The organism is Roseateles sp. NT4 (assembly GCF_051857475.1).
GTDB lineage: Bacteria > Pseudomonadota > Gammaproteobacteria > Burkholderiales > Burkholderiaceae_C > Pelomonas.
The window spans coordinates 313,738-339,057 of sequence record NZ_JBPZGZ010000001.1 but is presented as its reverse complement, the minus strand read 5'-3'; the positions used below and the strand labels follow the sequence as shown (position 1 = coordinate 339,057).

At 67.3% G+C, this 25,320-nt stretch carries 23 protein-coding genes; 11 read left to right on the top strand and 12 right to left on the bottom strand.

All coding sequences use genetic code 11. The annotated features are described in order from the left end of the window. Positions 1-47 precede the first annotated feature (47 nt). The 5 genes from ACS5PN_RS01560 (at position 48) to ACS5PN_RS01540 (ending at position 6,897) form a co-directional block, all read left to right on the top strand. Positions 48-1,067, top strand: coding sequence for a CDP-6-deoxy-delta-3,4-glucoseen reductase (locus tag ACS5PN_RS01560; protein WP_439462185.1), 1,020 nt, complete (start codon positions 48-50; stop codon positions 1,065-1,067). Further along, positions 1,067-1,795 carry a 2OG-Fe dioxygenase family protein gene (locus tag ACS5PN_RS01555; RefSeq protein WP_439462184.1) on the top strand — a complete coding sequence of 243 codons (729 nt, stop codon included), beginning with the start codon at positions 1,067-1,069 and terminating at the stop codon, positions 1,793-1,795. The genes ACS5PN_RS01560 and ACS5PN_RS01555 overlap by 1 nt, the downstream gene beginning before the upstream one ends. Before the next feature lie 67 nt (positions 1,796-1,862). Further along, on the top strand, positions 1,863-2,918 hold the full coding sequence (locus tag ACS5PN_RS01550) for a Leu/Phe/Val dehydrogenase (protein ID WP_439462183.1): 1,056 nt from the start codon (positions 1,863-1,865) through the stop codon (positions 2,916-2,918). A 150-nt stretch (positions 2,919-3,068) separates the two neighbouring features. Then, on the top strand, positions 3,069-4,547 hold the full coding sequence (locus tag ACS5PN_RS01545) for an OmpP1/FadL family transporter (RefSeq protein WP_439462182.1): 1,479 nt from the start codon (positions 3,069-3,071) through the stop codon (positions 4,545-4,547). A 13-nt stretch (positions 4,548-4,560) separates the two neighbouring features. Then, positions 4,561-6,897, top strand: coding sequence for an alkaline phosphatase D family protein (locus ACS5PN_RS01540; RefSeq protein WP_439462181.1), 2,337 nt, complete (start codon positions 4,561-4,563; stop codon positions 6,895-6,897). 215 nt (positions 6,898-7,112) lie between these two features. Here ACS5PN_RS01540 and ACS5PN_RS01535 read toward each other — a convergent pair whose 3' ends face one another. From ACS5PN_RS01535 to ACS5PN_RS01520, 4 genes are read right to left on the bottom strand one after another with little or no spacing between them, the layout of a single operon-like run. After that, positions 7,113-7,835 carry an ABC transporter ATP-binding protein gene (locus tag ACS5PN_RS01535; RefSeq protein WP_439462180.1) on the bottom strand — a complete coding sequence of 241 codons (723 nt, stop codon included), beginning with the start codon at positions 7,833-7,835 and terminating at the stop codon, positions 7,113-7,115. Positions 7,836-7,852: 17 nt separating this feature from the next. Next, positions 7,853-8,638 (bottom strand): ABC transporter ATP-binding protein, encoded by a 786-nt coding sequence (locus ACS5PN_RS01530; RefSeq protein ID WP_439462179.1) that lies wholly within the window; start codon positions 8,636-8,638, stop codon positions 7,853-7,855. Positions 8,639-8,651: 13 nt separating this feature from the next. Next, positions 8,652-9,734, bottom strand: coding sequence for a branched-chain amino acid ABC transporter permease (locus ACS5PN_RS01525; RefSeq protein ID WP_439462178.1), 1,083 nt, complete (start codon positions 9,732-9,734; stop codon positions 8,652-8,654). A 13-nt stretch (positions 9,735-9,747) separates the two neighbouring features. Further along, positions 9,748-10,671 (bottom strand): branched-chain amino acid ABC transporter permease, encoded by a 924-nt coding sequence (locus tag ACS5PN_RS01520; protein ID WP_439462177.1) that lies wholly within the window; start codon positions 10,669-10,671, stop codon positions 9,748-9,750. Between the two features lie 299 nt (positions 10,672-10,970). Here ACS5PN_RS01520 and ACS5PN_RS01515 point away from each other — a divergent pair, with 299 nt between their 5' ends. Genes ACS5PN_RS01515 through ACS5PN_RS01505 form a run of 3 tightly spaced genes read left to right on the top strand, consistent with a single transcriptional unit; the run spans position 10,971 to position 14,391 of the window. Further along, positions 10,971-12,848, top strand: a complete 1,878-nt coding sequence (locus tag ACS5PN_RS01515) for a sensor histidine kinase (RefSeq protein WP_439462176.1) — start codon at positions 10,971-10,973, stop codon at positions 12,846-12,848. Then, complete coding sequence (locus tag ACS5PN_RS01510; protein ID WP_439462175.1) at positions 12,841-14,181, top strand: sigma-54-dependent transcriptional regulator; 1,341 nt, start codon at positions 12,841-12,843, stop codon at positions 14,179-14,181. The genes ACS5PN_RS01515 and ACS5PN_RS01510 overlap by 8 nt, the downstream gene beginning before the upstream one ends. A 9-nt stretch (positions 14,182-14,190) precedes the next feature. Beyond that, a complete protein-coding gene (locus tag ACS5PN_RS01505) occupies positions 14,191-14,391 on the top strand; it encodes a hypothetical protein (RefSeq protein ID WP_439462174.1) in 201 nt (66 codons plus the stop codon). Here ACS5PN_RS01505 and ACS5PN_RS01500 read toward each other — a convergent pair whose 3' ends face one another. From ACS5PN_RS01500 to ACS5PN_RS01480, 5 genes are read right to left on the bottom strand one after another with little or no spacing between them, the layout of a single operon-like run. Beyond that, positions 14,392-15,288, bottom strand: coding sequence for an amino acid ABC transporter substrate-binding protein (locus tag ACS5PN_RS01500; protein WP_439462173.1), 897 nt, complete (start codon positions 15,286-15,288; stop codon positions 14,392-14,394). Continuing rightward, positions 15,275-16,561: a replication-associated recombination protein A gene (locus ACS5PN_RS01495; RefSeq protein WP_439463681.1), complete on the bottom strand. Its 1,287-nt coding sequence runs from the start codon at positions 16,559-16,561 to the stop codon at positions 15,275-15,277. Before ACS5PN_RS01495 ends, ACS5PN_RS01500 begins: the two co-directional genes overlap by 14 nt. A 38-nt stretch (positions 16,562-16,599) precedes the next feature. Then, on the bottom strand, positions 16,600-17,205 hold the full coding sequence (gene lolA / locus ACS5PN_RS01490; RefSeq protein ID WP_439462172.1) for an outer membrane lipoprotein chaperone LolA: 606 nt from the start codon (positions 17,203-17,205) through the stop codon (positions 16,600-16,602). Then, positions 17,202-19,583, bottom strand: a complete 2,382-nt coding sequence (locus ACS5PN_RS01485) for a DNA translocase FtsK (RefSeq protein WP_439462171.1) — start codon at positions 19,581-19,583, stop codon at positions 17,202-17,204. Before ACS5PN_RS01485 ends, lolA begins: the two co-directional genes overlap by 4 nt. Positions 19,584-19,599: 16 nt before the next feature. Continuing rightward, positions 19,600-20,268 (bottom strand): Crp/Fnr family transcriptional regulator, encoded by a 669-nt coding sequence (locus ACS5PN_RS01480; protein WP_025564077.1) that lies wholly within the window; start codon positions 20,266-20,268, stop codon positions 19,600-19,602. Between the two features lie 164 nt (positions 20,269-20,432). On the opposite strand from ACS5PN_RS01480, the gene trxB reads away from it, so the two are divergent. The 3 genes from trxB (at position 20,433) to rpmG (ending at position 22,007) form a co-directional block, all read left to right on the top strand. Beyond that, entirely contained in the window at positions 20,433-21,392 is a 960-nt protein-coding gene (trxB, locus tag ACS5PN_RS01475) for a thioredoxin-disulfide reductase (RefSeq protein WP_439462170.1), read from the top strand. Positions 21,393-21,568: 176 nt separating this feature from the next. Next, complete coding sequence (rpmB, locus tag ACS5PN_RS01470; protein WP_025564080.1) at positions 21,569-21,802, top strand: 50S ribosomal protein L28; 234 nt, start codon at positions 21,569-21,571, stop codon at positions 21,800-21,802. Positions 21,803-21,836: 34 nt separating this feature from the next. Further along, on the top strand, positions 21,837-22,007 hold the full coding sequence (gene rpmG / locus ACS5PN_RS01465) for a 50S ribosomal protein L33 (protein ID WP_025564431.1): 171 nt from the start codon (positions 21,837-21,839) through the stop codon (positions 22,005-22,007). A gap of 101 nt (positions 22,008-22,108) precedes the next feature. Here rpmG and ACS5PN_RS01460 read toward each other — a convergent pair whose 3' ends face one another. The 3 genes from ACS5PN_RS01460 to ACS5PN_RS01450 all read right to left on the bottom strand — a co-directional run bounded on the left by ACS5PN_RS01460 (position 22,109) and on the right by ACS5PN_RS01450 (position 25,313). After that, on the bottom strand, positions 22,109-22,606 hold the full coding sequence (locus tag ACS5PN_RS01460) for a DUF3016 domain-containing protein (protein WP_439462169.1): 498 nt from the start codon (positions 22,604-22,606) through the stop codon (positions 22,109-22,111). Between the two features lie 102 nt (positions 22,607-22,708). Then, a complete protein-coding gene (locus tag ACS5PN_RS01455; protein ID WP_439462168.1) occupies positions 22,709-23,920 on the bottom strand; it encodes a DesA family fatty acid desaturase in 1,212 nt (403 codons plus the stop codon). Positions 23,921-24,050: 130 nt separating this feature from the next. Then, the gene (locus ACS5PN_RS01450) at positions 24,051-25,313 is read right to left on the bottom strand and encodes an RsmB/NOP family class I SAM-dependent RNA methyltransferase (RefSeq protein ID WP_439462167.1); all 1,263 of its coding nucleotides are present in this window, start codon (positions 25,311-25,313) and stop codon (positions 24,051-24,053) included. Between the last annotated feature and the right edge of the window lie 7 nt (positions 25,314-25,320).

Below are 25,320 nucleotides of genomic sequence, written 5' to 3'. Positions count from 1 at the left end.
TACGGCCCCGGGCATTCCACGCGGGGCCGCTGCCTTTTCGGAAGCCCATGTCCCACCAGATCACCATCCAGCCCGCCGGCCGCGTCTACCAGACCGAGGGCGACGACACCCTGCTTGCCGCCGCCATCCGCAACGGCGTCGGTCTGCCCTATGGCTGCAAGGACGGCGCCTGCGGCTCCTGCAAGAGCAAGCTGCTCGAAGGCGCCGTCATCCACGGCAACCACCAAGCCAAGGCGCTGTCGGCCGAGGAGGAAGCCGCCGGCTTTGTGCTGACCTGCTGCGCCCACCCCCAGACCGACTGCACCCTCGAGGCCCGCACGGTGCCCGGGGCCGGTGAGTTCCCGGTGTTGAAGCTGCCCAGCCGCGTGACCGCCATCCTGCGCCCAGCGCCCGACGTGGCCGTGCTGACCATGCAGCTGGCCGCCAACCAGAACTTCCAGTTCCGCGCTGGCCAGTATGTCGAGTTCATCCTGCGCGACGGCGCACGCCGCAGCTACTCCATGGCCAATGCGCCGCACTCGCTGCCGGGCCAGATCGAGCTGCACATCCGCCACATGCCGGGCGGCAAGTTCACCGACCACGTCTTCGGCGCGCTGAAGGAAAAGGACATCTTGCGCATGGAAGGCCCCTTCGGCAGCTTCTTCCTGCGCGAGGACAGCGACAAGCCCATCGTGCTGCTGGCCAGCGGCACGGGCTTCGCGCCCATCAAGGCCATCATCGAGCGCGCTCGTCATATCGAATCCAAGCGGCCCATGGTGCTGTACTGGGGTGCGCGCAAGGCTGCCGACCTCTACCTGAACGACTGGGCCGCGCAGATCGCTGCCGAGTGGCCCACACTGAGCTATGTGCCCGTGCTGTCGGAGCCCGACGATGGCTGGGCCGGCCGCACCGGTTTTGTCCATCGCGCCGTCATGCAGGACCACCCCGATCTGTCGGGCCACCAGGTCTATGCCTGCGGCGTACCCATCATGGTCGAGTCCGCGCACAAGGACTTCGTCGCGCAGTGCCAGCTGCCGGATGAAGAGTTCTACGCCGACGCATTCACCTCAGAGGCGGACAAGCACTGATGTTCGAACCGCCGTGGACCCCTGCTGCTGAACTGGTCGACGCGCTCAAGCGTGATGGCGAGGCGGTGCTCGCACCGGGCTCGCTGGGCGTGCTGGGTGCTTCCGCGGCCGACCTCGACGCCCTCAAACCCTGCTGGGACGACCTGCCGCCCGACGGCTATCTGCGCGACGGCGGCCGCTACCGCTTCCGCCGCCATGGCTGCTTCGTCGCCGACGGCGGCACGCTGACCCTCAGCCCCCACCGCGCCCACTGGCAGCCACTGGACTACAACGCCCTGCATGGCGGCATCCAGCGCTGGTTCGTGCCGCTGGCCCAGGAGATGGTCAATTCACCCGCCTGGACCGCCCTGCTGCTGGGCCTGGCCCGGACCGCCTCGGCACTGAAGGGCGAGCAGGCCTGGTTCATCGAGGCCCACCCCTTTCGCATCGACACCAGCGACGGCATCGGCCGCCCGACGCCCGAAGGCGCCCACCGCGACGGCGTCGACCTGGTGGCCGTGCTCTTCGTCGGCCGCCACGGCATCAAGGGCGGCGAGTCGCGCGTCTTCGACGCCGACGGCCCGGCCGGCCAGCGCTTCACCATGACCCAGCCGTGGACCACGCTGCTGCTGGACGACGCCCGCGTCATCCACGAGACCACGCCCATCCAGCCGGTGGAACCCGGCGAGCGCGGCTGGCGCGACACCCTGGTCATCACGCTCAGAGGCGGCGGATTCCAAGGTCCGTAAAATGCGAAGCGGCTCCGCCAAAAGCGGGGCCGTTCTTCCATTTACCGCGCCAAAAGCGCCGACCGTCATGAACCCGACCTCCCTCTTCGGCCTGCCCGAGCAAGCCGCCCATGAGCGCGTGCTGCTCGCCACCGACCCGGCCACCGGCCTCAAGGCCATCCTCGCGGTGCACAGCACCGCGCGCGGCCCCGCTTTTGGCGGCTGCCGCCTGTGGCACTACGACTCCGAACTCGCCGCGCTGAACGACGCGCTGCGCTTGTCCCAGGGCATGAGCCTGAAGAACGCGCTGGCCGACCTGCCCTTCGGCGGCGGCAAGGCCGTCATCCTGAAGCCGGAAGGCCAGTTCGACCGCCCGGCCCTGTTCGCCGCCTTCGGCCGCGCCGTGCAGTCGCTGCAAGGCGCCTACATCACCGCCGAGGACGTCGGCACGACGACCGCCGACATGCGCGGCATGCAGGCCGTGACGCCCTTCGTCAGCGGCATTCCGCGCGAAGGCGCCTTCGGCGGCGACCCCAGCCCCAAGACGGCCTGGGGTGTGTTCGTCTCCATCCAGGCCGGTGCCCGCCTCGTGCTGGGCCGCTCCTCGCTGGACGGCGTGCGCGTCGCCCTGCAGGGCCTGGGCGCCGTCGGCTGGCATCTGGCCGAATTCCTCCACAAGGCCGGCGCCAAGCTGGTCGTGGCTGACGTGGACGCCAGCAAGGTCGAGCGCGCCGTCGCCCAGTTCGGCGCCACCGCCGTCAGCGTGGGCGAGATCCTGGCTGCCGACGTCGACGTGCTGGCCCCCTGCGCCCTGGGCGCCTCGCTGAACGAGCAGACGGTGCCGACGCTGCGCGCCAAGCTCATCGCCGGCGCCGCCAACAACCAGCTGGCCACGGCGGCCGACGGCGACGCCCTGCAGCGCCGCGGCATCTGCTACCTGCCTGACTACCTGGTGAATGCCGGCGGCATCATCAGCGTCGCCCGCGAGTACCGCAACGAAGGCGAAGAGACCGCGGTCATGGCCGAGGTCAGCAAGATCGCCGAGCGCGTCGAAGAGCTGCTGCAGCGCGTGCAGACCGCCGACTCCACGCCGGCCCGCGTGGCCGATGACTGGGCCCGCTCCAAGCTGGTGCGCACGGCCTGAGTCCAGACCTAGTTGGCTGGGTGGTTGCGTCCAGCCAACACTAGAGAGGCCTCTCAAGTCCAGGGTTTGTCTTGACGGGTTTGTCCTGCGCGTGACACTGGCGCTGCGCACAATCCGCGCCGGTTACGCACGATTACCGGAGACAAACCCATGTTCAGACACACCCGCACGGCGGGCGCGTTGCGCCCGCTGCTGGCCGCCATCGCGCTGCTGCCGTTGGCTCTGACGGCGCAGGCCGCCGGCTACCGCTTCGGCACCCAGAGCGCCGCCGCCGAAGGCACGGCCAACGCCAATGGCGCCGAGGCCGCCGACGCCAGCACGCTGTTCGCCAACCCCGCCGGCATCACCCGGCTCGGCAAGGGCTGGAACTTCTCCGGCGTGCTCGACTACGTCGACCCCAAGACCAAGTTCACGGACGAAGGCTCCTTCATCTCCCTGCCCGGCTCGGGCCTCGCGCCGCGCTCGACGAGCACCGCCGGCGAGAGCATGAGCTTCGCCAAGGCCCAGGCCGTGCCGCACGCCTACCTGAGCTACCAGGGCGATGGCGACGTCGCCTACGGCCTGGGCGTCTTCGTGCCCTGGGGCACCAAGCTCAACTACCCGGCCAACTGGGGCGGACGCTACAACCTGCAATCGGTCGAGCTGAAGTCGCTGTCCATCAACCCCAACGTGGCCTGGAAGACCTCGCCCCAGCTGTCGCTGGCGGCCGGCCTGAACATCCAGTACATGGAAGGCAAGCTCAAGCGTGCGGTGCCCTATGCCTCCGTCTACGCAGCCGGCCTGCTGAACGCCGCCCACCAGGCCGCCGCCGGTGGCGCCCCGGGCCTGGCCCTGCAACTGCAGCAGCAGGCGGCGCAGATCTTCGGTGACCCAAGCTATGACGGCTCCATCGCCGTCAACGGCAAGAACTGGGGCCTGGGCTTCAACGCCTCCCTGCTGTGGGAACCCGAGGCGGGCACGCGCATCGGCCTGGCCTATCGCAGCAGCGTCTCGCACAAGCTGCGCGGCAAGGCCGACTGGACCCAGCCCAACAACCTGCCGGCCACCGTGCAGGCGGCCATCGTTGCCGCGCCCTACAACGGCGTCTCGGCCCTGGACCACAACGACTCCGATGCCAGCCTGTCGGTGCGCACGCCCGAGTCGCTGTCTCTGCATGGCTACCAGCAACTGACGCCCACCATCGCCATCATGGGCGACTTCACGATCACGCGCGATTCCCAGCTGAAGCAGCTGCGCATCGACTTCGCGAACTCGACCGCCGACTCCACGACGGCCGAGCACTGGAAGGACAGCACCAAGGTCTCGGTGGGCGCGACTTGGAAGGCCCTGCCCTCGCTGACGCTGCGCACCGGCTTCAGCAAGGACATGTCGCCCGTGCCGTCGGAGACGCGCGGCCCCGCCCTGCCCGACGCGGCACGCACCTGGTACGCCCTGGGCGCCAACTGGGCCTTCATGGACAGCGCCAGCGTCGACTTCTCCTTCGGCCACGTGAAGCTGAAGGACGCCGCGATGAGCGCCACCGACGACGGCGACGGCTCGCAGCCCTGCAACTGCGCCTACTCGACGGTGCGCGGCAACTACACCACCAAGGCCACCATCTTCGGTGTCCAGTTCAACTACAAGTTCTGAGGAGGCGAACATCATGGATCGCCGCAGTTTTCTACGTCGCAGCGCCGCTCAAGCCGGCGCCCTGATCACCGCCTCCACAGCCCTGTCCAGCCTCGTCGGCTGCGGCGGTGGTGGCGATGCTGGTACGCCCATCCAACCCCTGCCCGACACCTTCCCGGGCACGAGCACACCGCTGCCGACGACGTCGGCGGCCAGCGGTACTTTCAAGTTCCCGCAGTCGGTCGCCTCGGGCGACCCCAAGCCCGATGGCGCGGTGCTGTGGGCCCGCATCGTGCCGAGCACGGCCGATGACGTGACCAGCGCCGCCGGCGCCGGCAGCTACAACGTGACGCTGAAGATCAGCAGCGCGGCCGGCAACGCCGCCCTGCTGGGCACGACGACCGCGCTGACCGGCACGGCCGACACCAGCGCCGACGTGCCGGTCTACGAGTTCTACGACCACACCCTGCGCCACCGCATCAGCGGCCTGCAGCCCAGCACGGTCTACTACTACCAGTTCACCGCCGGCAGCACCACGTCGCGCGTTGGCCGCTTCAAGACCGCGCCCGCCGCCGATGCCGACATCAGCGCCCTGAACTTCGCCTTCGTGTCCTGCCAGGACTGGAGCGTGAACCACTGGGCCGGCATGGACACCCTGGCCACGGAGAACATCGACTTCGTCGTCCACCTGGGCGACTACATCTATGAAGCGGTGGGCGCCGACTACCAGGCCGGCGGCGTCGAGAGCGCCCACACGGCCCTGGCCCTGCCCAATGGCACGGCCCTGCCCACCGGCGGCAAATACGCGACGACCCTCGCCGACTACCGCTACCTCTACAAGCGCTACCGCACCGACCGCCGCCTGCAGAACCTGCACGAGCGCTTCGCCTTCGTCGCCATCTGGGACGACCACGAGTTCAGCGACGACTGCTGGCAGGACCGCGAAACCTACGACAACGGCACCTTCAACGCGACCACCCAGGTCGGCGACAACACGGCCCAGACTTCGCGCCGCCTGTCCGCCAACCAGGCCTGGTTCGAGAACATGCCGGCCGACATCAGCTTCACGCTGGACCCGGGCCAGGGCATCACCGGCATCCGCATCTACCGTGACCTGAAGTTCGGGAAGCTGATGCACCTGGTCATGACCGACCAGCGCCTCTACCGCGCCGACCACCTGATCCCCGAAGCCGCGCCCAGCCCGCTGACGGGCCAGGCCGTCGGCTCCATCGGTGCGCGCTATCTGGTGCCGCAGGCCACGCTGGCCGGCGTCGAGGCCGCCAAGCTGGCCGCCGGTGCCGCCCTGCCCGACCCGCTGGCCCTGGTCAGCGTGCTGGGTGGCGCGCAGCGCCAGTGGTGGGCCCAGACCATGACGACGTCCACCGCGCTGTGGAAGATCTGGGGCAACGAGGTCTCGCTGCTGCGCATGGGCATGGATGGCAACAAGATCCCGACCGCGCCGGCCGCCTTCAAGGCCAAGTTCGTGCTGAACGCCGACCAGTGGGACGGCTTCAACGCCGAGCGCAAATACCTGATGGGCCAGCTGCTGTCCAAGGGCGTGAAGAACGTGGTGGCCGTCACGGGCGACATTCACGCCTTCTATGCCGGCGTGGTCATGGCCGACTACGACGCCGCCACGCCCGTGCCGGCCATGGTCGACCTCGTCACGGCCGGCGTGTCCAGCAACTCCAACTTCAGCTACTTCTACGGCGCGGCCACCCAGCCGGCCTTTGCCGCGCTGAAGCCGCTGGTGGCGACCAGCGAAGCCGAGTCCGAGGGCATCGCCATCCAGATGCTGAGCGCGGCCATCGCCATCGCCGCCGGCGTGACCGACCTGAGCAACACCGCGGCCATCCAGGCTGCCGTGCAGGGCGCCATCCTGGCCGGCAAGGTGCCCGCCGCGGCCTTTGCGCCGACGGCCACGCTGTCCAAGGCCGTCATCAACACCTTCGACGAGACCCAGGCCGGCACCATGGGCAGCATCGTCGCGGGCACGATCGCGGGCCTGGCAGCCGCAGGCAAGTCGGCGGCTGCGATGACGCTCTACGGCCTGATCCAGCAGTCGCTGGCCGCGGCCCTGGGCATCCCGGCCGCCGCCGTGCCGGCCTCGGAAGTCGTCAAGCGCCTCAACCCCTTCGCCAACTCGACGACGGGCGTGCCGCCTACGGTCAACAACCCCTGGATCAAGCATGTCGACAGCGACGCCCAGGGCTATGCCGTCGTGTCCCTCAGCAAGACCGAGCTGATCTGCACCTTCAAGAAGGTGGCTCGCCAGGTCGGCGGCACGGCGCCTACGACGCCGGTGGCCAGCGTCAAGACGGTCCGCGTCGCGGCCGGCGTGACCGACGTCAGCGTGGTGGCCAGCCTCTAAGACCTGACCGTCGGCCTCAAAAATACAAACGCCCGGTTCAACCGGGCGTTTGTTCATCCAGCGGCAGCCGTGGAACTGGCTTTGCCAGCCCACTGGCTGCTGCCAAGGCCAGAGGCCTCGTCCTTCGCCAGGCACAAACAGTCCACAGGACTGTTCATGTCCGGGCTCAGCCCCCTTGAGGGGGGAGGCGCGCCAGCGCCTCGGGGGTGGGCCAGTTACTCGCCGAGGTAGGCGGCGCGGACCTTGGGGTCGTTCAAGAGCGCGTGGCCTTCGCCTTCCATGGTCACCTCGCCCGACTCCATCACATAGCCGCGGTTGGCCAGCTGCAGCGCGCGGCTGGCGTTCTGCTCGACGAGCAGCACCGTCACGCCCTGCTGGTGGATGTCGTTCACGACCTCGAAGATCTTGTCCACCATGATGGGCGACAGGCCCATGGAGGGTTCGTCCAGCAGCAGCACCTTGGGGCGCGCCATCAGCGCGCGGCCCATGGCCAGCATCTGCTGCTCGCCGCCGGACATGGTGCCGGCCAATTGCTTGGCGCGCTCCTTCAGGCGCGGGAACAGGGCGAAGACCTTGTCCATGTCGGCCTGCACCTCACCGTCCTTGCGGTTGTAGGCACCCATTTGCAGGTTCTCGGTGATGGTCATGCGCGTGAAGGTGCCGCGACCTTCCGGCACCATGACCAGGCCCTGCTTGGCCAGGTCCCAGGCGCCCTGGCCCTTGATGGGCTTGCCGAGGTACTCGATGCTGCCGGCCGCTGCGGGCAGCAGGCCGGTGACCGCCTTCATCGTCGTCGTCTTGCCGGCGCCGTTGGCACCGATCAGCGACACCAGTTCGCCCTCGCGCACCTCGAAGCTGACGCCCTTGACGGCCTGGATGCCGCCATAGGCCACCTTCAGGCCGCTGACCTTGAGCAGGGTTTGCTTTGCTTCTGCCATGTTCTTGTCCCCGCTCTTCAATGGGCCTTGTGACCGGCGCCCAGATAGGCCTCGATCACCTTCTCGTTGTTCTGCACTTCGGCCGGCGTGCCCTCGGCGATCTGCTTGCCGTAGTCCAGCACCGTCACGCGGTCGCACAGGCCCATGACCAGCTTCACGTCGTGCTCGATGAGCAGGATGGTGCGGCCATCGTTGCGGATGCGGTCGATCAGCTCGCGCAGCACGACCTTCTCGGTCGCGTTCATGCCGGCGGCGGGTTCGTCCAGCGCGATCAGCTGGGGGTCGGTGGCGAGAGCGCGGGCGATCTCCAGGCGGCGCTGGTCGCCGTAGCTCAAGGTGCGGGCCTTGTAGTCCGCAAACTGGCCGATGCCGACATAGTCCAGCAGTTCCTGGGCGCGTGCCTTGATGGCGGCTTCCTCGGCCTTGAACCTGGGCGTGCGGAACACCGCACCGATGAGGCCGGACTTGGTGCGGATGTGGCGACCGACCATGACGTTCTCGATGGCCGTCATGTCGGCAAAGAGACGGATGTTCTGGAAGGTGCGCGCGATGCCGGCCTTGGCGACCTGGTGCACCGCCTGCGGCGCATAGGGCGTGCCCCCCAGAGCGAAGCTGCCGCCGTCCGGCACATACAGGCCCGTGATGACGTTGAAGAAGGTCGTCTTGCCGGCGCCGTTGGGGCCGATCAGGCCATACACCTGACCGCGCTGGATCTGGATGCCGACGTCGGACAGGGCCTGCACGCCGCCGAAGCGCTTGGACGCGCCGCTGACGTTGAGAACGATGTTGTCGTGTTGTGTCATGTGCGTGCTCCCCTCACTTGGCCGCCGGCGGTGCGACCTTGCCGTGCTCCGGCGACGGCCACAGGCCGCGCGGGCGGGCCAGCATGATGCCGATCATGGCCAGAGCCACCAGCAGCTGGCGCAGGATGGAGGCGTCCAGACGCCCATCGGTCATCTGCTGCAGCGGGCCGGCGACGTAGCGCAGCACCTCGGGCAGGGCCGACAGCATCAGCGCGCCGAGGATGACGCCCGGGATGTGGCCGATGCCACCCAGCACCACCATGGCGACGATCATGACCGACTCCTGCAGGCTGAAGGACTCGGGCGACACGAAGCCCTGGAAGCTCGCGAACATCGCGCCCGACACGCCGCCGAAGGTGGCGCCCATGCCGAAGGCCAGCAGCTTCAGGTTGCGGGTGTTGATGCCCATGGCCTTGGCGGCGATCTCGTCCTCGCGGATGGCCATCCAGGCGCGGCCGATGCGGGAGTTTTCCAGGCGATAGCAGATCACCACGCCCGCCACCACCAGAGCCAGGAAGAGGTAGTAGTACAGCGTTACCGAAGGCAGCGTGAAGCCGAAGACGTCCCAGGACTTGCCCAGGTCCACGCCGAAGACGTGGAAGGAGTCGATCTGGCCGATGCCGCGCGGGCCGTTGGTCACGTTGACCGGGTACTCGAGGTTGTTCAGGAAGACGCGGATGATTTCGCCGAAGCCGAGCGTGACGATGGCGAGGTAGTCGCCGCGCAGCTTCAGCGTCGGCGCCCCCAGCATCACGCCGAAGAAGGCCGCCAGTGCCGCGCCGGCCGGGATGACCAGCCACAGCGGCGAATGCAGGCCGTCCGGAAACGCGGCCCGGAACGCCTCGAAGTTCTCGCTCAGGTGCGGGCTCGACATCAGCGCGAACATGTAGGCGCCGACGGCGTAGAAGGCGACGTAGCCCAGGTCCAGCAGGCCGGCGTAGCCCACCACGATGTTCAGGCCCAGGGCCAGCAGCACATAGAGCAGGGCCAGGTCGATGATGCGGACCGGGCCGTTGCCCAGCTGCTGTGCGAACAACGGCACAACCAGCAGGCCGATGGCGGCGGCGAGGAAGGTGAAGATTTTCTTGCTGTCCATGTCTTGTTTCCCTTCAGGCGCGGTCGGCCACACGCTCGCCCAGCAGGCCCGAGGGGCGCAGCGTCAGCACGAGGATGAGGGCGACGAAGGCGAAGATGTCGGCGTAGTGGCTGCCCAGCACGCCGCCGGTCAGGTCACCGAGGTAGCCTGCGCCGATGGCCTCGATCAGGCCCAGCAGCACGCCACCCACGACGGCGCCGGCCAGGTTGCCGATGCCGCCCAGCACCGCGGCCGTGAAGGCCTTCAGCCCGGGCATGAAGCCCATGGTGTGCTGCACGGTGCCGTAGTTGGCCGCCCACATCAGGCCGGCGACTGCGGCGAGTGCAGCGCCGATGACGAAGGTGGTCGAGATGATGAAGTCGGGCTTGACGCCCATCAGGCCGGCCACGCGCGGGTTCTCGGCGGTGGCGCGCATCGCGCGGCCCAGGCGGGTGTAGTTCACCAGGTACATCAGGCCGGCCAGGATGCAGACCGTCAGGCCCAGGATCAGGCACTGCGTGACCGTGATGACGGGACCACCCAGATCAAAGGGCGTCGTCGGCAGCAGCAGCGGGAAGGGCTTGGGATTGGGTTTCCAGATGATCATCGCCAGCACCTGCAGCAGCAGCGACATGCCCATGGCGGTGATCAGCGGCGCCAGGCGCGGCGCATTGCGCAGCGGCCGGTAGGCGATCTTCTCGACCGCGTAGTTCAAGGTGGCACAGACGACGATGGCGGCCGCGAGGCCGATCAGCATCAACAGCCAGCCGGGGATGCCGGAATCCGCCAGCAGCGTGACCAGCGTCCAGCTGACCATGGCGCCGACCATCAGGATCTCGCCGTGGGCGAAGTTGATGAGGTTGATGATGCCGTAGACCATCGTGTAGCCCAGGGCGACGAGGGCATACATGCTCCCCAGCACCAGGCCGTTGATGATCTGTTGAATCAGAGTCTCCATGAGGGCTCCAGAAAATTTTCGTTGGGCGCAGCATGCGCCACGCGACCTGCGTTAAATCGCAACCCTCGTGCCAATGACGGCGTTTCAAGGGTATTCACCGACGGTATGAAACAGCCGACCGTTCGATCCGTCCCACGGGGGCGGGCCTGGTCAGATTTCACGAGTGTCGGCTGCCGAAAACTGGGCGGAAATCCGCACAAACCTGACGGTGCGAGAGCGGTTCTCCGCCAACGCTGAAAAAACTGGTTTCGGGCCTGTCTTGAGGCAGCGGGGATGGGCAAACTACACGGCCCCCTGCCATGGTTGTGTCTGCCTCTCTTCGCCCACGCGCGCTGCGCCTGTTCCGCCTGCTGAGCCGGCCGGGCTTCCATCTCTTCCTGACCGGCCTGCTGATGGTGCTGGGCTTCGTGCTCGCACACCGCCTGAGTGAGCGCAGCGGCCGCGAGCAGCTGTCGGCGCTGAGCACCGAGCGCCTGGAGCTCTATGCCTCCAACCTGGCCGCCGAGCTGGGTCGTCATTCATCGCTGCCGAGCCTGTTGGCCATCGATCCGACGCTGCAGGCCCTGAGGACGGCCCCCGAAAACACCGAGGCCAGGCGGGCCGCCAGCCAGATGCTGGCGCGCGTCAATGTGCGCGCCGGCACCAGCCAGATCTTTGTCGCCGACGCCCAGGGCCATGTCTTGTCTGCCAGCGAGGTGCTGACACCACCGCCGCGCTTGACCGAAGCGCTGGCCCAGGGCCGCACCCATTTCTTCGCCGCCGACGCGAACACGGGCAGCACCGATTTCTACCTGCTGCATCCCCTGGCGCCGGTGGTGCGCGCACCCCTGCCCTCACCAGCCGCCCAGCCGGCGAATCATGATCCCGCCGTCATCGCGGTGCGCTTCAATCTCGCGCCACTGGAGGCCACGTGGATCGATCTCGGCCTGCGCTCGCAGAACGAACGCATCCTGATCGCCGACGACCAGGACGTCGTCATCATGAGCTCGGTCCAGCCCTGGAAATACGCCGTGCTGGGCCACGCCGACCCCTCGCGCCGCCAGGCCCTGCAGGCCAGCGCCCGCTACCCCCAGGCCATCGGGCCCAATCTCGAATTGCCGGCCTCGCTGGAGGTGCACCAGGGCCTGCAGGTCAAGCTGCCCGGCCAGGCCGCCATGCTGGCCCAGCAGCGCCAGCTGGTGCCCCTGGGCCTGCGCCTGGTCGCCCTGTCCGACCTGACCGAGGTCAAGCAGCGGGCCCAAATCGCCGCCTGGGGCGGTGCAGCCTTCGGCGCCAGCATCGGCCTGCTCGCCCTCTATCTGTCCTCACGCCGCCGTGCGCTGCGCCAGCTCACCAAGGCCCAGACCGAGCTGAAGCAGACCCATGTCCAGCTCGAGCAACTGGTGGACAGCCGCACCGCAGAGCTGCGCCAGACCAATGACGCGCTGAAGACCCAGATCGCCCAGCGCCTGCAGACCGAGGGCGAGCTGCTGCAGGCCAGCAAGCTGGCGGTGCTGGGCCAGATGTCGGCCGGGTTGTCCCACGAAGTCAACCAGCCGCTGACGGCGCTGCGGGCGCTGGCGCGCAACTCCATCCGCCTGCTGGAAAACGGGCGACAGGACGCGGTGGCGACGAATCTGAAGCTGATGGACGACATGGTCGAACGCATGGGCCAGATCACGCGCCAGCTGAAGAGCTTTGCACGCAAGGCCGACGAGCAGGTCACCGGCGTCGTGTCGCTCCTGGAGAGCGTGCGCAATGCCCAGGTGTTGCTGGAGCACCGCAGCCGGACGCTCGGCATCGCGATGGAAATCGACGTGCCCGGCGGCTTGCGCGTGCGCGCCGAGGCCAACCGGCTGGAGCAGGTGCTGGTCAACCTGTTCGGCAACGCCATCGACGCCATGCAGAACGAAGCCGAGCGCCGCTTGCTTGTGCGGGCCACCGCACAGGACGGCGGGGGTCGAGTGCTCGTGCAGGTGCAGGACAGCGGCGCCGGTGTCGGTGACGAACAGCTGTCCCACCTCTTCGAGCCCTTCTTCACCACCAAGCCGGCCGGCGAAGGCCTGGGCCTGGGCCTGGTGATTTCGGCCAAGATCGTGCATGAGTTCGGCGGCACGCTGCGCGCGGTCCGCCTCGAGCGCGGCATGAGTTTCGAGTTCGACCTGGGCGTCGACACGTGGGAGAGCCAAGATGTTTGAGGGCTACAAGGTCGTATTCGTCGAGGACGACATGCCCGTGCGGGTCAGCCTGACGCAGACGCTGGAGCTGGAAGGCCTGGCCGTCATCCCCTGCCGCAGCGCCGAGGAGGCCCTGCCCCATATCCAGCCCGGCGCACCCATCATCGTCATCACCGACGTGCGCCTGCCTGGCATGGATGGCCGCGCCCTGCTCGCCCATGTACAGGCGACGGACGCGAGCATTCCCACCATCCTCATCACGGCCCATGGCGACGTGACCATGGCCGTGCAGTCCATGCGTGCCGGCGCCTACGACTTCATCGAGAAGCCCTTCGCGCCCGAGCGCCTGCTGGACGTCGCCCGCCGCGCCCTGGACCTGCGCACCCTGCGCCACTCGGCCGACGAGCTGCGCACGCAGCTGCAGCGCGCCAGTGGCATCGAAGCCGCCCTGCTGGGCCAGTCACCCGCCATGCAGCAATTGCGCCGCCAGGTGCTGAACCTGGCCGGCACCTCGGCCGACGTCCTCATCGTCGGCGAGACCGGCACCGGCAAGGAGCTGGTGGCGCGCTGCCTGCACGACCAGAGCGCGCGCCGCGACCGCCACTTCGTCGCCATCAACTGCGGCGGCCTGCCCGAGGCCCTGTTCGAGAGCGAACTCTTCGGCCACGAGCCCGGCTCCTTCACCAGTGCGGCCAAGCGCCGCATCGGCAAGATCGAGCATGCCAATGGCGGCACCCTGCTGCTGGACGAGATCGAGACCATGCCGATCGCTCTGCAGATCAAGCTGCTGCGCGTGCTGCAGGAAAGGCGCATCGAACGCCTGGGCTCCAACGAGGAGCTGCCGGTCAATGTGCGCTTCATCGCCGCCAGCAAGGGCGATCTGCGCGAACAGGCCCAGCGCAACGAGTTCCGCAACGACCTCTACTACCGCCTCAACATCGCCACGCTCAACCTGCCGCCGCTGCGCGAGCGTCGCGAGGACATCCCGCTGCTGTTCGAGCATTTCGTCGCCCAGGCCTGCGCCCGCTACGAGCGCGCCGCGCCCGAGCTGACGCCCGAGAAGCTGCGCGAGCTGATGGCCCACGACTGGCCGGGCAATGTGCGCGAGATCCGCAACGCCGCCGACCGCTTCGTGCTGGCCCTGGACGACCTCGACCCCCAGGCCGCCCTGCAGGCCCTGCCCTCCTTGAACCTGGCGCGGCAGATGGACCTCGTCGAGAAGACCCTCATCGAGCAGGCCCTGCGCCGCTGCCACGGCAAGGTGCCCGCCGCGATGGAACTGCTGGGCACGCCGCGCAAGACGCTGTATGACAAGCTCAATCGGCATGGCATCGTGTTGGATACCTTCCGCTAGAGTTGGCTCATGAAGTTCCAGCCCGACAAGCGAAGGAATCCACTCGACAGTTGGCCGCTTGGCGTTGCGGTGCATGCCGTATCTCTTGGGGGTGCGGGCCTGGCGGTCTACTGGTCCCTTGTCGACCACTCACTCCTGCCTTTGGGGCTGGCGTTCCTTGTCCTCAGCGGCCTCGAAGGCCTCTGGATGTATTACGGCACGCGGCGCTGATCAGCGGTACTTTTCCGGATCCGGCGAATCCGTCGGATTGGCAATGACGCGGCGGAAGGCCGCGCTCATCGGCAGCTTGAGGTTGAGCCCTTGAGACGGCAATGGCGATTCGAACCAGCGGCGGTAGATCGCATGGATCTCGCCGCTGCGATACAGCCCCGTCAGCACTTCGTCCACCAGCGCCTTGAACTGCGGGTCCCCCTTGCGCAAACCAATCGCATAAGGCTCGACCGTCAGGGCCTGGTCGGAGATGCGGTAGTCATCGGCACCCGGCCCCTGCTGGGCCAGCAAGGCACGCAGCAGCACGTCGTCCATCAGGAAAGCCGAGGCACGGCCGCTGCGCAGCAGCTGGAAGCCCTCGGGATCGTCCAGCCCACCCAGGATGCGGATGCCCAGGCCTTGTTGCTCATTGACCTTGGCCAGGTGCTGGATGCTGGTCGTGCCGATGGTGGACGCCACCGGCAGGCCGCGCAGGTCTGACAGGCCCTGCGCGCGTTCGGCGGCGCGCGTCATCAGCCGCGTCTCGGCGATGAAGATGGTCAGAGAGAAGGCCTGCTGACGGGCCCGCTCGGCAGTGTGCGTCGTGATGCCGCATTCCAGGTCCAGCGTGCCATTGATGACCAGGGGCATGCGCGTGGCCGAGGCCACCTCGACGCGGCGCACTTCCAGGTCGGGCAGCTGCAGCCTGGTGCGCACGGCCGCGACGATGCGGTCGCACAGCTCGACCGTGTAGCCGGTGGGGCGCAGCTGGGCGTCGAGGTAGGAGAAGGGCAGTGAAGCCGGCCGGTAGCCGATGACGATGACGCCGGTGTCGCGCACCCGCGTCAGCGTCGGGCCATCGGCTGCCTGCGCGGCGATCGCGCACAGCGCGAACAAGGCCGCGCTAAGACGCTTCATCGTCCAACCGCCGCAGTTCGGCCAGCTTGTCGGCAATGCGCAGCTCCAGGCCGCGCGGCACGGGTTCGTACCAGCGCTGGCCTTCCAGTCCGTCCGGCAGGTATTGCTCGCCGGCCGCATAGGCATTGGGCTCGTCGTGGGCGTAGCGGTAGGCCTTGCCATAGCCCAGGTCCTTCATCAGCCGTGTCGGCGCATTGCGCAGGTGCACAGGCACCGGACGCGACTGGTCCTGCTTGATGAAGGCCTTGACCTCGTTGAAGGCCTTGTAAACCGCATTGGACTTGGGCGCGATGGCGAGGTAGACGACGGCCTCGGCCAGGGCCAGCTCGCCTTCAGGCGTGCCCAGGCGTTCGTAGGTCTCGGCGGCGTCCAGCGTGATGCGCAGGGCGCGCGGGTCGGCCAGGCCGATGTCCTCGCTGGCCATGCGGATCAGGCGGCGCGAGATGTAGCGGGCGTCGACGCCGCCATCCAGCATGCGCGCGAACCAGTACAGAGCGCCATCGGGGCTGCTGCCGCGCACGGACTTGTGCAGGGCGCTGATGACGTCGTAGAACTGGTCGCCGCCCTTGTCATAGCGGCGCAGTTGCTCGCCCAACGCACGCTCCAGCAGCGGCTCGTCGATCTGCACACCCTGGGCCAGTGAGGCCGCGGTATCGAAGGCGTTCAGCAGCCGGCGGGCGTCGCCGTCCGCATAGCCGATGAGGCGCTGGGCAGCTTCGGGTGTCGGTTCAGGCACACCCAGCTCGGCGGCACCTCGCGAGATCAGCTGGCCCAGCTCCTCGGCGTCCAGGCTCTTGAGCACCTGCACGGTCGCGCGCGACAGCAGGGCCGAGTTGACCTCGAAGCTGGGGTTCTCGGTCGTCGCGCCGATGAAGGTGAAGAGACCGGCCTCCACATGCGGCAGGAAGGCGTCCTGCTGCGACTTGTTGAAGCGGTGCACCTCATCGACGAAGACGACGGTGCGCCGGCCCTGGGCGGCGGCCACCTGGGCGCGCTCCACGGCCTCGCGGATTTCCTTGACGCCGCCCAGCACGGCCGAGATGGCGATGAACTGCGCGTCGAAGGCACCGGCCATCAGCCGCGCCAGTGTCGTCTTGCCGACGCCCGGCGGGCCCCACAGGATCATGCTGTGCAGGCGGCCGGCGTCGAAGGCCACGCGCAGCGGCATGCCCGGCCCGAGCAGATGGCGCTGGCCGATGACCTCGTCCAGGGTCCTGGGCCGCAGGCGCTCGGCGAGCGGGATGCCGGCAAGCGGCGCCGCCGGCGCAGGGATCGCGTCGGGGACGGGGTCGTCGTCGAAGAGAGACCCGCTCACTGCTCGATGAGGTCGGCTCCGGCCGGCAGCTTGAACTGGAAGCGCTCGGCCGCGACCGGCACATTGGACTGCACGGCGCTGAAGTCCAGCCGCGAACGCTGGCCGAAACCGTCGACGATTTCCATCGCCGCGAGCTCCTTGCCCTTGAAGCCGAGCTTGAGGGACTGGATGGTCGATTCGGCCTGCTTCGGGGCCGCCTGCACCCAGTCCAGGCCGCCATCGCTGGGCTGGGCCTTCAGTGTGAAATCGCGTTCGATGTTGGTGCCGGCCAGCAGGGCCGCCGGCGTGGCGCCCAGCGCGTCGGCCAGCTTGCGCGAGCTGGCTTGGTTGAGGTCGGCGTCGTAGATCCAGACCTTGTGGCCGTCGGCGACGATGGCCTGCTCGAAGGGCTTGGCGTAGGCGAAGCGGAACTGGTTGGGGCGCTGGAACTCGAAGCTGCCCGAGGACACCTTCTTGCGCTTGCCATCGGGCGAGGTGACCGTCTGCGTGAAGTTGGCCTTGCCGCTCTTCACCTCGCTGGCAAAGGCGCGCAGCGCGTCGACGGCATCGGCGTGGGCCGCGGCACTGAGCAGCAGCGTCAGGGACAACAGAAGTTTTTTCATTCGTCGCGTTTGGGAACAATCAGCTCGCGGCTGCCATTGGCGGCCAGGGCACCGACGAGGCCGGAGTTCTCCATCTGCTCCAGCAGTCGCGCGGCGCGGTTGTAGCCTATGCGCAGATGGCGCTGCACCAGCGAGATGGACGCCTTGCGATGCTGTAGGACGATGGCGACTGCCTGGTCGTACATGGGATCTTGCTCACCGCTGGCTTCACCCGGCGCCGGCGCCTCGCCGTCGATGCCGTCGAGCACGCCACCTTCGAGAATGCCTTCGATGTAATTCGGTTCACCCTGGGACTTGATGTACTCCACAACGCGGTGCACCTCGTCGTCGCTGACAAAGGCGCCGTGCACGCGGATGGGCAGGCCGGTGCCAGAGGGCATGTAGAGCATGTCGCCCATGCCCAGCAGGGCCTCGGCGCCCATCTGGTCGAGGATGGTGCGGCTGTCGATCTTGGAGCTGACCTGGAAGGACAGGCGGGTCGGGATGTTGGCCTTGATGAGGCCGGTGATGACGTCCACCGACGGGCGCTGCGTGGCCAGGATGAGGTGGATGCCGGCCGCGCGGGCCTTCTGCGCCAGGCGCGCGATCAGTTCCTCGATCTTCTTGCCGACGACCATCATCAGGTCGGCCAGCTCGTCGATGACGACGACGATGAAGGGCAGGCGCTCCAGCGGCTCGGGATCGTCGTTGTTCAGCGCGAAGGGATTGGGGATGCTGATGCCGTTGGCCTTGGCCTCGTCCAGCTTCTTGTTGTAGCCGGCGAGGTTGCGCACGCCCATCTTGGACATGAGCTTGTAGCGGCGCTCCATCTCGCCGACACACCAGTTCAGCGCATTGCCGGCCTGCTTCATGTCGGTCACGACCGGCGCCAGCAGGTGCGGAATGCCCTCGTAGACGCTCATTTCCAGCATCTTGGGGTCGATGAGGATGAGGCGCACATCGCGGGCCTCGGCCTTGTAGAGCAGGCTGAGGATCATCGCGTTGATGCCCACCGACTTGCCCGAGCCGGTGGTGCCGGCGACGAGGCAGTGCGGCATCTTGGCGAGATCGGCCACGACGGGCAGGCCGATGATGTCCTTGCCCAGGCCCATGGTCAGCTGGGACGCGGCATCGGCATAGACCTGGGAGCCCAGGATCTCGGACAGGCGGATGGTCTGGCGCCGCGCATTGGGCAGCTCCAGGGCCATGTAGTTCTTGCCGGGGATGGTCTCGACGACGCGGATGGACACCAGGCTCAGCGAGCGGGCCAGGTCCTTGGCCAGGCCGACGATCTGCGAGCCCTTCACGCCGGTGGCCGGCTCGATCTCGTAGCGCGTGATGACGGGACCGGGCGAGGCGGCAACGACGTGCACTTCGACGCCGAAGTCGCGCAGCTTCTTCTCGATGAGGCGGCTGGTCATTTCCAGCGACTCGGGCGTCACCGTCTCCTGGCGGCCGGGGGCGGCATCCAGCAGGTCGACCTGGGGCAGCTTGGCGTCGCCGGCATCGACGAACAGCGTCTGCTGGCGCTCCTTGGCGACGCGGGTGGACTGCGGCACCTCGACGACCGGTGCCTCGATGACCAGCGGCGCATGTTCGGCTTCGACCTGGCGCTCGATCTGGCGCTCGACCTCGACCTCCTGCTCGCGTTCCTTCACGGCCAGCTCGCCGGCCTTCTGGTCGGCCTTGATCTCGCGCTTCTCGATGCGCTGCTCGCGCAGCTGCTCGATGCGCTCGCCGATGCGCTCGGCCAGGTGGCCCCAGGAGAAGCGGAAGGCCCAGGCCATGCCCGTCAGCAGCAGCACGATCCAGACGACGCCGGAGCCCGCAAAACCCAGGCCCTTCATGCCCATGGGGCCGAGGATGTAGCCGACGATGCCACCGGCATGGCTGCCCGGCACACGCGGCTCCAATGCGTAGAGGCGGCTCCACTCCAATGCGCAGCTGGCGCCGATCAGCAGCAGCACACCCACCCACCAGCGCGCGCGCTGGCTCCAGCGCGGCACCGGGGCGATGTCATGGCGCAGCAGGCCGGCCAGGCTGCGCAGCCACGCGCGCAGGGCCAGCAGCGGCAGCCACCAGGCCGAGAAGCCGAAGATGAAGAGCAGGCCGTCCGACACCCAGGCGCCGAAGCTGCCTACGCGGTTGTGGACCAGCTCGCGCTGGCCGCTGGTGCTGAAGGCGGCATCGCGCAGATCATGGGTCGCCAGGGCCAGCACCAGCAAGGCCAGGGCAAAGGCCGTCAACGCCAGCCACAGCGGCGTGCGCAGCAGCCGCGACGCGGCCGACGGCGGAGCCGGCTCGCGCTTGGGTGCCTGGCGGCGGGCGGGCTTGGCGGGAGGTGCGGCTTCAGGGGCGGCTTCATCACCGCCCAGCAGGGAACCGAGGGGAAAACTCATCCCCGCATTGTCGCCGTCAATCGTGGGTCAGCCGTTCCTTGATGACGACCGAACCGTTCTCAAGCGTTTCGATGACGCCGCGCTCTTCCAGGTCCTTCATGACCCGGCTGACCATCTCGCGCGAGGCGCCGACGACCTTGGCCATGTCCTGGCGCGACACCTTGCCGCGGATGAGCTTGATGCCCTTCTCGTCCTCGGCCATGTCCAGCAGCGTGCGGGCGACGCGGCCATAGACGTCCAGCAGTGCCAGCGACTCGATCTGGCGGTCGGCGTTGCGCAGACGCGCGACCAGACCGCGCAGGATGCCGTAGGACAGGCTGCTGCTCTCGGGCAGGCAGCGTGCGAACTCCAGGCGGCCCAGCACCAGCATGTCGGTCTGCACCTCGGCGCGCACCGTGGCGGAGTGGGGCTCATTGTCGATGAGGCTCATCTCGCCGACATAGTCGCCCGACTGCAGCACGGCCAGGATGACCTCGCGGCCGCGGTGATCGGCCGTCAGCACGCGGGCGCGGCCATTCAGCAGGATGAAGAGGGCGTTGGACTTGGTGCCCTGTTCGACGATCAGTTCACCGCGCTTGAAACGGCGCTTGACGACGCTGTCGGCGATGGACTGAGCCTGATCGGTGGTCAGCATCGAGAACAGCGGCACCCGGCGGATCAGGTCGAGGTTTGAAATCATCGCCATATGCAATCTCCAGGTTTGGGCCCCAGGCCGACGCTAATAAATGCGCCTGCCTAAAATGGCGTGCATTGTGCACACGCGGCAGGCTCCTCCGCATCGGGTTAGGCCGGGGTTTTCACCCCTAAGACTACCTTGTGAGCCGCCAACCCGCCCTCATCTTCCCCGCCATGACCGCTACGACCCAACACCACGGCCTGCTCATCCTCGGTTCCGGCCCCGCCGGCTACACCGCCGCCATCTATGCCGCACGGGCTAATCTCAAGCCTACGCTGATCACCGGCATGGCCCAAGGGGGTCAGCTCATGACCACGACGGAAGTCGACAACTGGCCGGCCGATGTGATGGGGGTCCAGGGCCCCGAGCTGATGCAGCGCTTCCAGGAGCACGCCGAGCGCTTCCAGACCCAGATCGTCTTCGACCACATCAACGCGGTCGACTTCTCCAAGCGCCCCTTCACGCTGACGGGCGACAGCGGCAGCTACACCTGCGACGCCCTCATCATCGCCACCGGCGCCTCGGCCAAATACCTGGGCCTGGACTCCGAGCAGGCCTTCATGGGCCGCGGGGTCAGTGGTTGCGCGACCTGCGATGGCTTCTTCTACCGTGGCCAGGAAGTCTGCGTCGTCGGCGGCGGCAACACGGCCGTCGAAGAGGCCCTCTACCTGTCCAATATCGCCAGCACCGTCCACCTGATCCACCGCCGCGACAAGTTCCGCGCCGAGCCCATCCTGGTCGACAAGCTGCATGAGAAGGCCGCCGCCGGCAAGATCGTGCTGCACCTCTTCCAGCAGCTCGACGAGGTGCTGGGCGACGCTTCGGGCGTGACCGGCGTGCGCACCGTCAGCACCCTGGACGGCGCCAAGGCCGACATCCCCGTGCATGGCTGTTTCATCGCCATCGGCCACCAGCCCAATACCGACATCTTCAAGGGCCAGCTGGAAATGAAGGACGGCTACATCATCACCAAGAGCGGCCTGAACGGTTTCGCGACGATGACCAGCGTGCCAGGCGTGTTCGCCGCCGGTGACGTGCAGGACCACATCTACCGCCAGGCCATTACCAGCGCCGGTACGGGCTGCATGGCGGCCTTGGACGCCCAGCGCTTCCTGGAGCAAGAGGCCAGTTGAGCAAAAGCCTTCCGGGTTTGCGGGTTTTCCGCTACACTCGCGGGCTTGCCTGCTGGATGGACCGCATCCAACGCTTTCGGCCACGCGCCAAGTGACGGATTAGCAGGCATTTGCGGTCAAAGGGCTGCCCGAGTTGTTTGGGCGGCTGGTCAGAGAAGTCAAACCGGAGAAGCGTCATGGCACGCGTCTGTCAAGTCACGGGCAAGAAGCCCATGGTCGGGAACAACGTTTCCCACGCCAACAACAAAACCAAGCGTCGGTTCCTGCCGAACCTGCAATACCGCCGTTTCTGGGTGGAATCGGAAAACCGCTGGGTGCGCCTGCGCATCACGAACGCCGCTCTGCGTTTGATCGACAAGGTCGGTATCGACCAAGTCGTCGCCGATCTGCGCGCCAAGGGCGAGCTCTGATCGTCGTTCACTGACTCACTAAAGGATTACGACCATGGCATCCAAAGGCGGCCGCGAAAAGATCAAGCTGGAGTCCACTGCGGGCACCGGCCACTTTTACACGACGAACAAGAACAAGAAGACCACGCCCGAAAAGCTCGAATTCATGAAGTTCGATCCCAAGGCGCGCAAGCACGTCCTGTACAAGGAAATCAAGCTGAAGTGATGCATCGGGCGGCTTGGCCGTCCCGCTCTCTCAGCCAAAACAAAACCCGCCAAGCGGCAACGCTGGCGGGTTTTGTCTTTTGTGGGCACCAGCCCAAGCAGTCAGCGCGCCGGCGCGGCAGCCACCGTGGGGCTGAACTCCTGCTGCATCCAGCGGTCGATCATGCGTTTTTCATAGCGCAACGGGTCGCCGCTCATATAGCTGTTGAAGCCATCCTGGTAGTTCATGTCGCGCAGGCGGGTCTTGCCCTGCTGCACGACCTTGTCGCCCTCGCGGACTTCCCAGCTCATCTCGATAGACGGCGACGTCACGGCGCGCATGATGCGCAGCCACTGGCCGTTGTGCCGCCACAGCGGCTCAACCTCGCCGGCCAGATCGACGTCCGTCACGTCGATGCGCACATTGCGCCCCGGCAGGCGCTTTTCCGTCTGGGCCACCAGGTAAGCCTCGATGTCCTTCAGCACGTCGGGCTGACGGAAACCGTTGTTGTCCTTGATGTCGGAGAACTTCTCCGGGGTGATGAAGTGGACTTGCACGTCAGCGCTCGCGGCGCCAGCGGCAAGAGCCATTACGGTCAGGGTCATCCAGCGCAACTTCATGGCAAGCCTCCTAATCCAGCGACTGCATACCCCAAGTCTAGGCCAGCCCAAGAAAAAGGGCGCCCGCAGGGGCGCCCTTTACTTCGGCGAAACGGTCGCGGCTCAAGCGTGAGCGGCGCGCAGGCGCATCGAGAAGGCCTGCAGTTCGGCAATGCCGCTTTCCTCGGCGCGGCGGCACCAGGCTTGCAGGTCGGCCACCAGCTGCTCGGCCGACACATTGGTGCGGGTCCACATCTGGCGCAGCTCTTCACGCATGGTCACCAGCTTGTCGATGACCGGGCTGGCAGCACGGGCATTGGCCAGATCGCCATGCACGGCGACCGGGATGCGGTCTTCGTCGCGGTGCAGCCAGCGCTGGGCCTGCTTGAACTCAGCAAAGCGCGCCGTGTGCTTGCCGCCCTCGGCCTTGACCTTGGCCAGCTCGGCTGCACAGGCAGCCTTCAGCTCACGGGCATAGCTGGCCATGACTTCGTAACGGTTGGCGATCAGCGCCTCCAGCGTGCGGGCGTCGGCCGGCTTGATCTCGCCCAGGCTCAGCTTGGGCGCCGTCTTGCGGACCTTGGCCCAGCCCAGGATTTCCAGGCCGCGGATATACATCCAGCCGATGTCGAACTCGTAGGGCTTGACCGAGAACTTGGCCGACGTCGGGTAGGTGTGATGGTTGTTGTGCAGCTCTTCGCCGCCGACGATCAGCGTCCAGGGCGTCAGATTGGTCGAGGCATCGGGCGCTTCGAAATTGCGATAGCCCCAGAAGTGACCGATGCCATTGATGACACCGGCCGCCCAGAAGGGGATCCAGGCCATCTGGATGGCCCAGATGGTCGCGCCGATCGCGCCGAAGAGCGCGACGTTGATGATCAGCAGCAGAGACACGCCGAGCGCGCTGTGCTTCAGGTAGATATTGCGCTCGATCCAGTCGTCCGGCGTGCCACGGCTGTATTTCTCGATGGTCTCGGCGTTCTTGGCTTCGGCGCGGTAGAGCTCGGCGCCTTCGGCCATGACCTTCTTCAGGCCGCGGGTCTGCGGGCTGTGCGGGTCTTCCTCGGTTTCGCACTTGGCGTGGTGCTTGCGGTGGATGGCAACCCACTCGCGGGTGACCATGCCGGTCGTCATCCACAGCCAGAAGCGGAAGAAATGCGACGGGATGGGACCGAGATCCAGGGCGCGGTGAGCCTGGGCACGATGCAAGAAGATGGTGACCGAAGCGATCGTGATGTGGGTCACCACCAGCGTATAGATCACCAATTGCCAGACGCTGAGGCCCAGCAGGCCGGAGCCCACCCAGTCGATCAGCGCGTTCAGGATGTCGTTCATGCGTCCAAGACTCCGGCCGAAGCGGCCATGCAAAGGAACGTCAATTGTAGGGGCACGCCCCCAATAACAAGGGGTTTAGCGCACCGCATTCAGGCGCCCGCGTGCAAATGGACGCGTTCTTTGATCCGGGTCAACCCTGACGCTCCCACGCGACGGCGAAAAATCCGTCCGTGGCGTGTCGGTGGGGCCACAACCGGAGTGCGCCGTTTTCCACGAGTCCAGCGGCGCACTCAACCTGGGCCTTGACCAGCGCCTCCTCCGCCGCCAACGGCTTGAAGTCGGGATGGGCGGCGGAGAATTCGTTCGCAATCACCTCGTTTTCGGCGTCCAGCAGGCTGCAGGTGGCATAGACCAGGCGACCGCCCGGCTTCACCAGACGGGCCGCGCTGGCCAGGATGGCGCGCTGCTTGGCCTGCAGTTCGGTCACGGACTGGGGCGATTGGCGCCATTTCAGGTCCGGGTTGCGACGCAGGGTGCCCAACCCCGAGCAAGGGGCGTCCACCAGCACGCGGTCGATCTTGCCGGCCAGGCGCTTGATGCGGTCGTCGCGCTCATGGGCGATCTGGGCCGGGTACACATTGGACAGACCGCTGCGCGCCAGCCGCGGCTTCAGCGCATCCAGGCGGTGGCCGGAGACGTCGAAGGCATAAAGCCGCCCCGTATTGCGCATGAGTGCCCCCAGGGCCAGGGTCTTGCCGCCGGCGCCGGCACAGAAGTCCACGACCATCTCGCCGCGCTTGGGCGCCAGCAGCAGGGCCAGCAGCTGGCTGCCCTCGTCCTGCACCTCGATGCTGCCGTTGGTGAACAGCTCCTGCTTGTTCAGGGCCGGCTTGCCATCGATGCGCAGGCCGATGGGTGAATAGGGCGTCGCCTCGGCCTCGATGCCTGCCGCCTTGAGCTGGGCCTGGGCCTCCTCGCGCTTGAGCTTGAGCGTGTTGACGCGCAAGTCCAGCGGCGCGGCCTCGTTCAGCGAGGTGGCCAGCTTCCAGAACTCTTGCTCGCCCAGGCGAGCCAGCAGCGGCTCGGCCAGCCAGTCGGGCATGTTGTGGCGCAGCTTGGACGCCAGGCTTTTCGGATCGATCGCGTTGACCTGCTGCAGCCATTGCTGCTCCTGGGGGCTCAGGGCTCCGCGCAGGAAGCTGTCGCTGCCGTGCCAGGCCAGCATGGCCAGGCGGCGCGGCATGGGGCCGCTGCCGCTCTGGGCCAGATTCTGGAACTTCAGCCGCTCGCGCAGCAGCGCATAGACGGTCTCGGCAAGACTCGCGCGTTCGCGCTGGCCGAGGTTCTTGTGTTGACGGAAAAAGGCCGAGACAGTCGAGTCGGCCGGCGCGTCGAGCTTGTTGACGGCGGCGATCAGCTCGGCGCACAGCTCCAGCAGGGCATTAGGATGCATTTCGCCA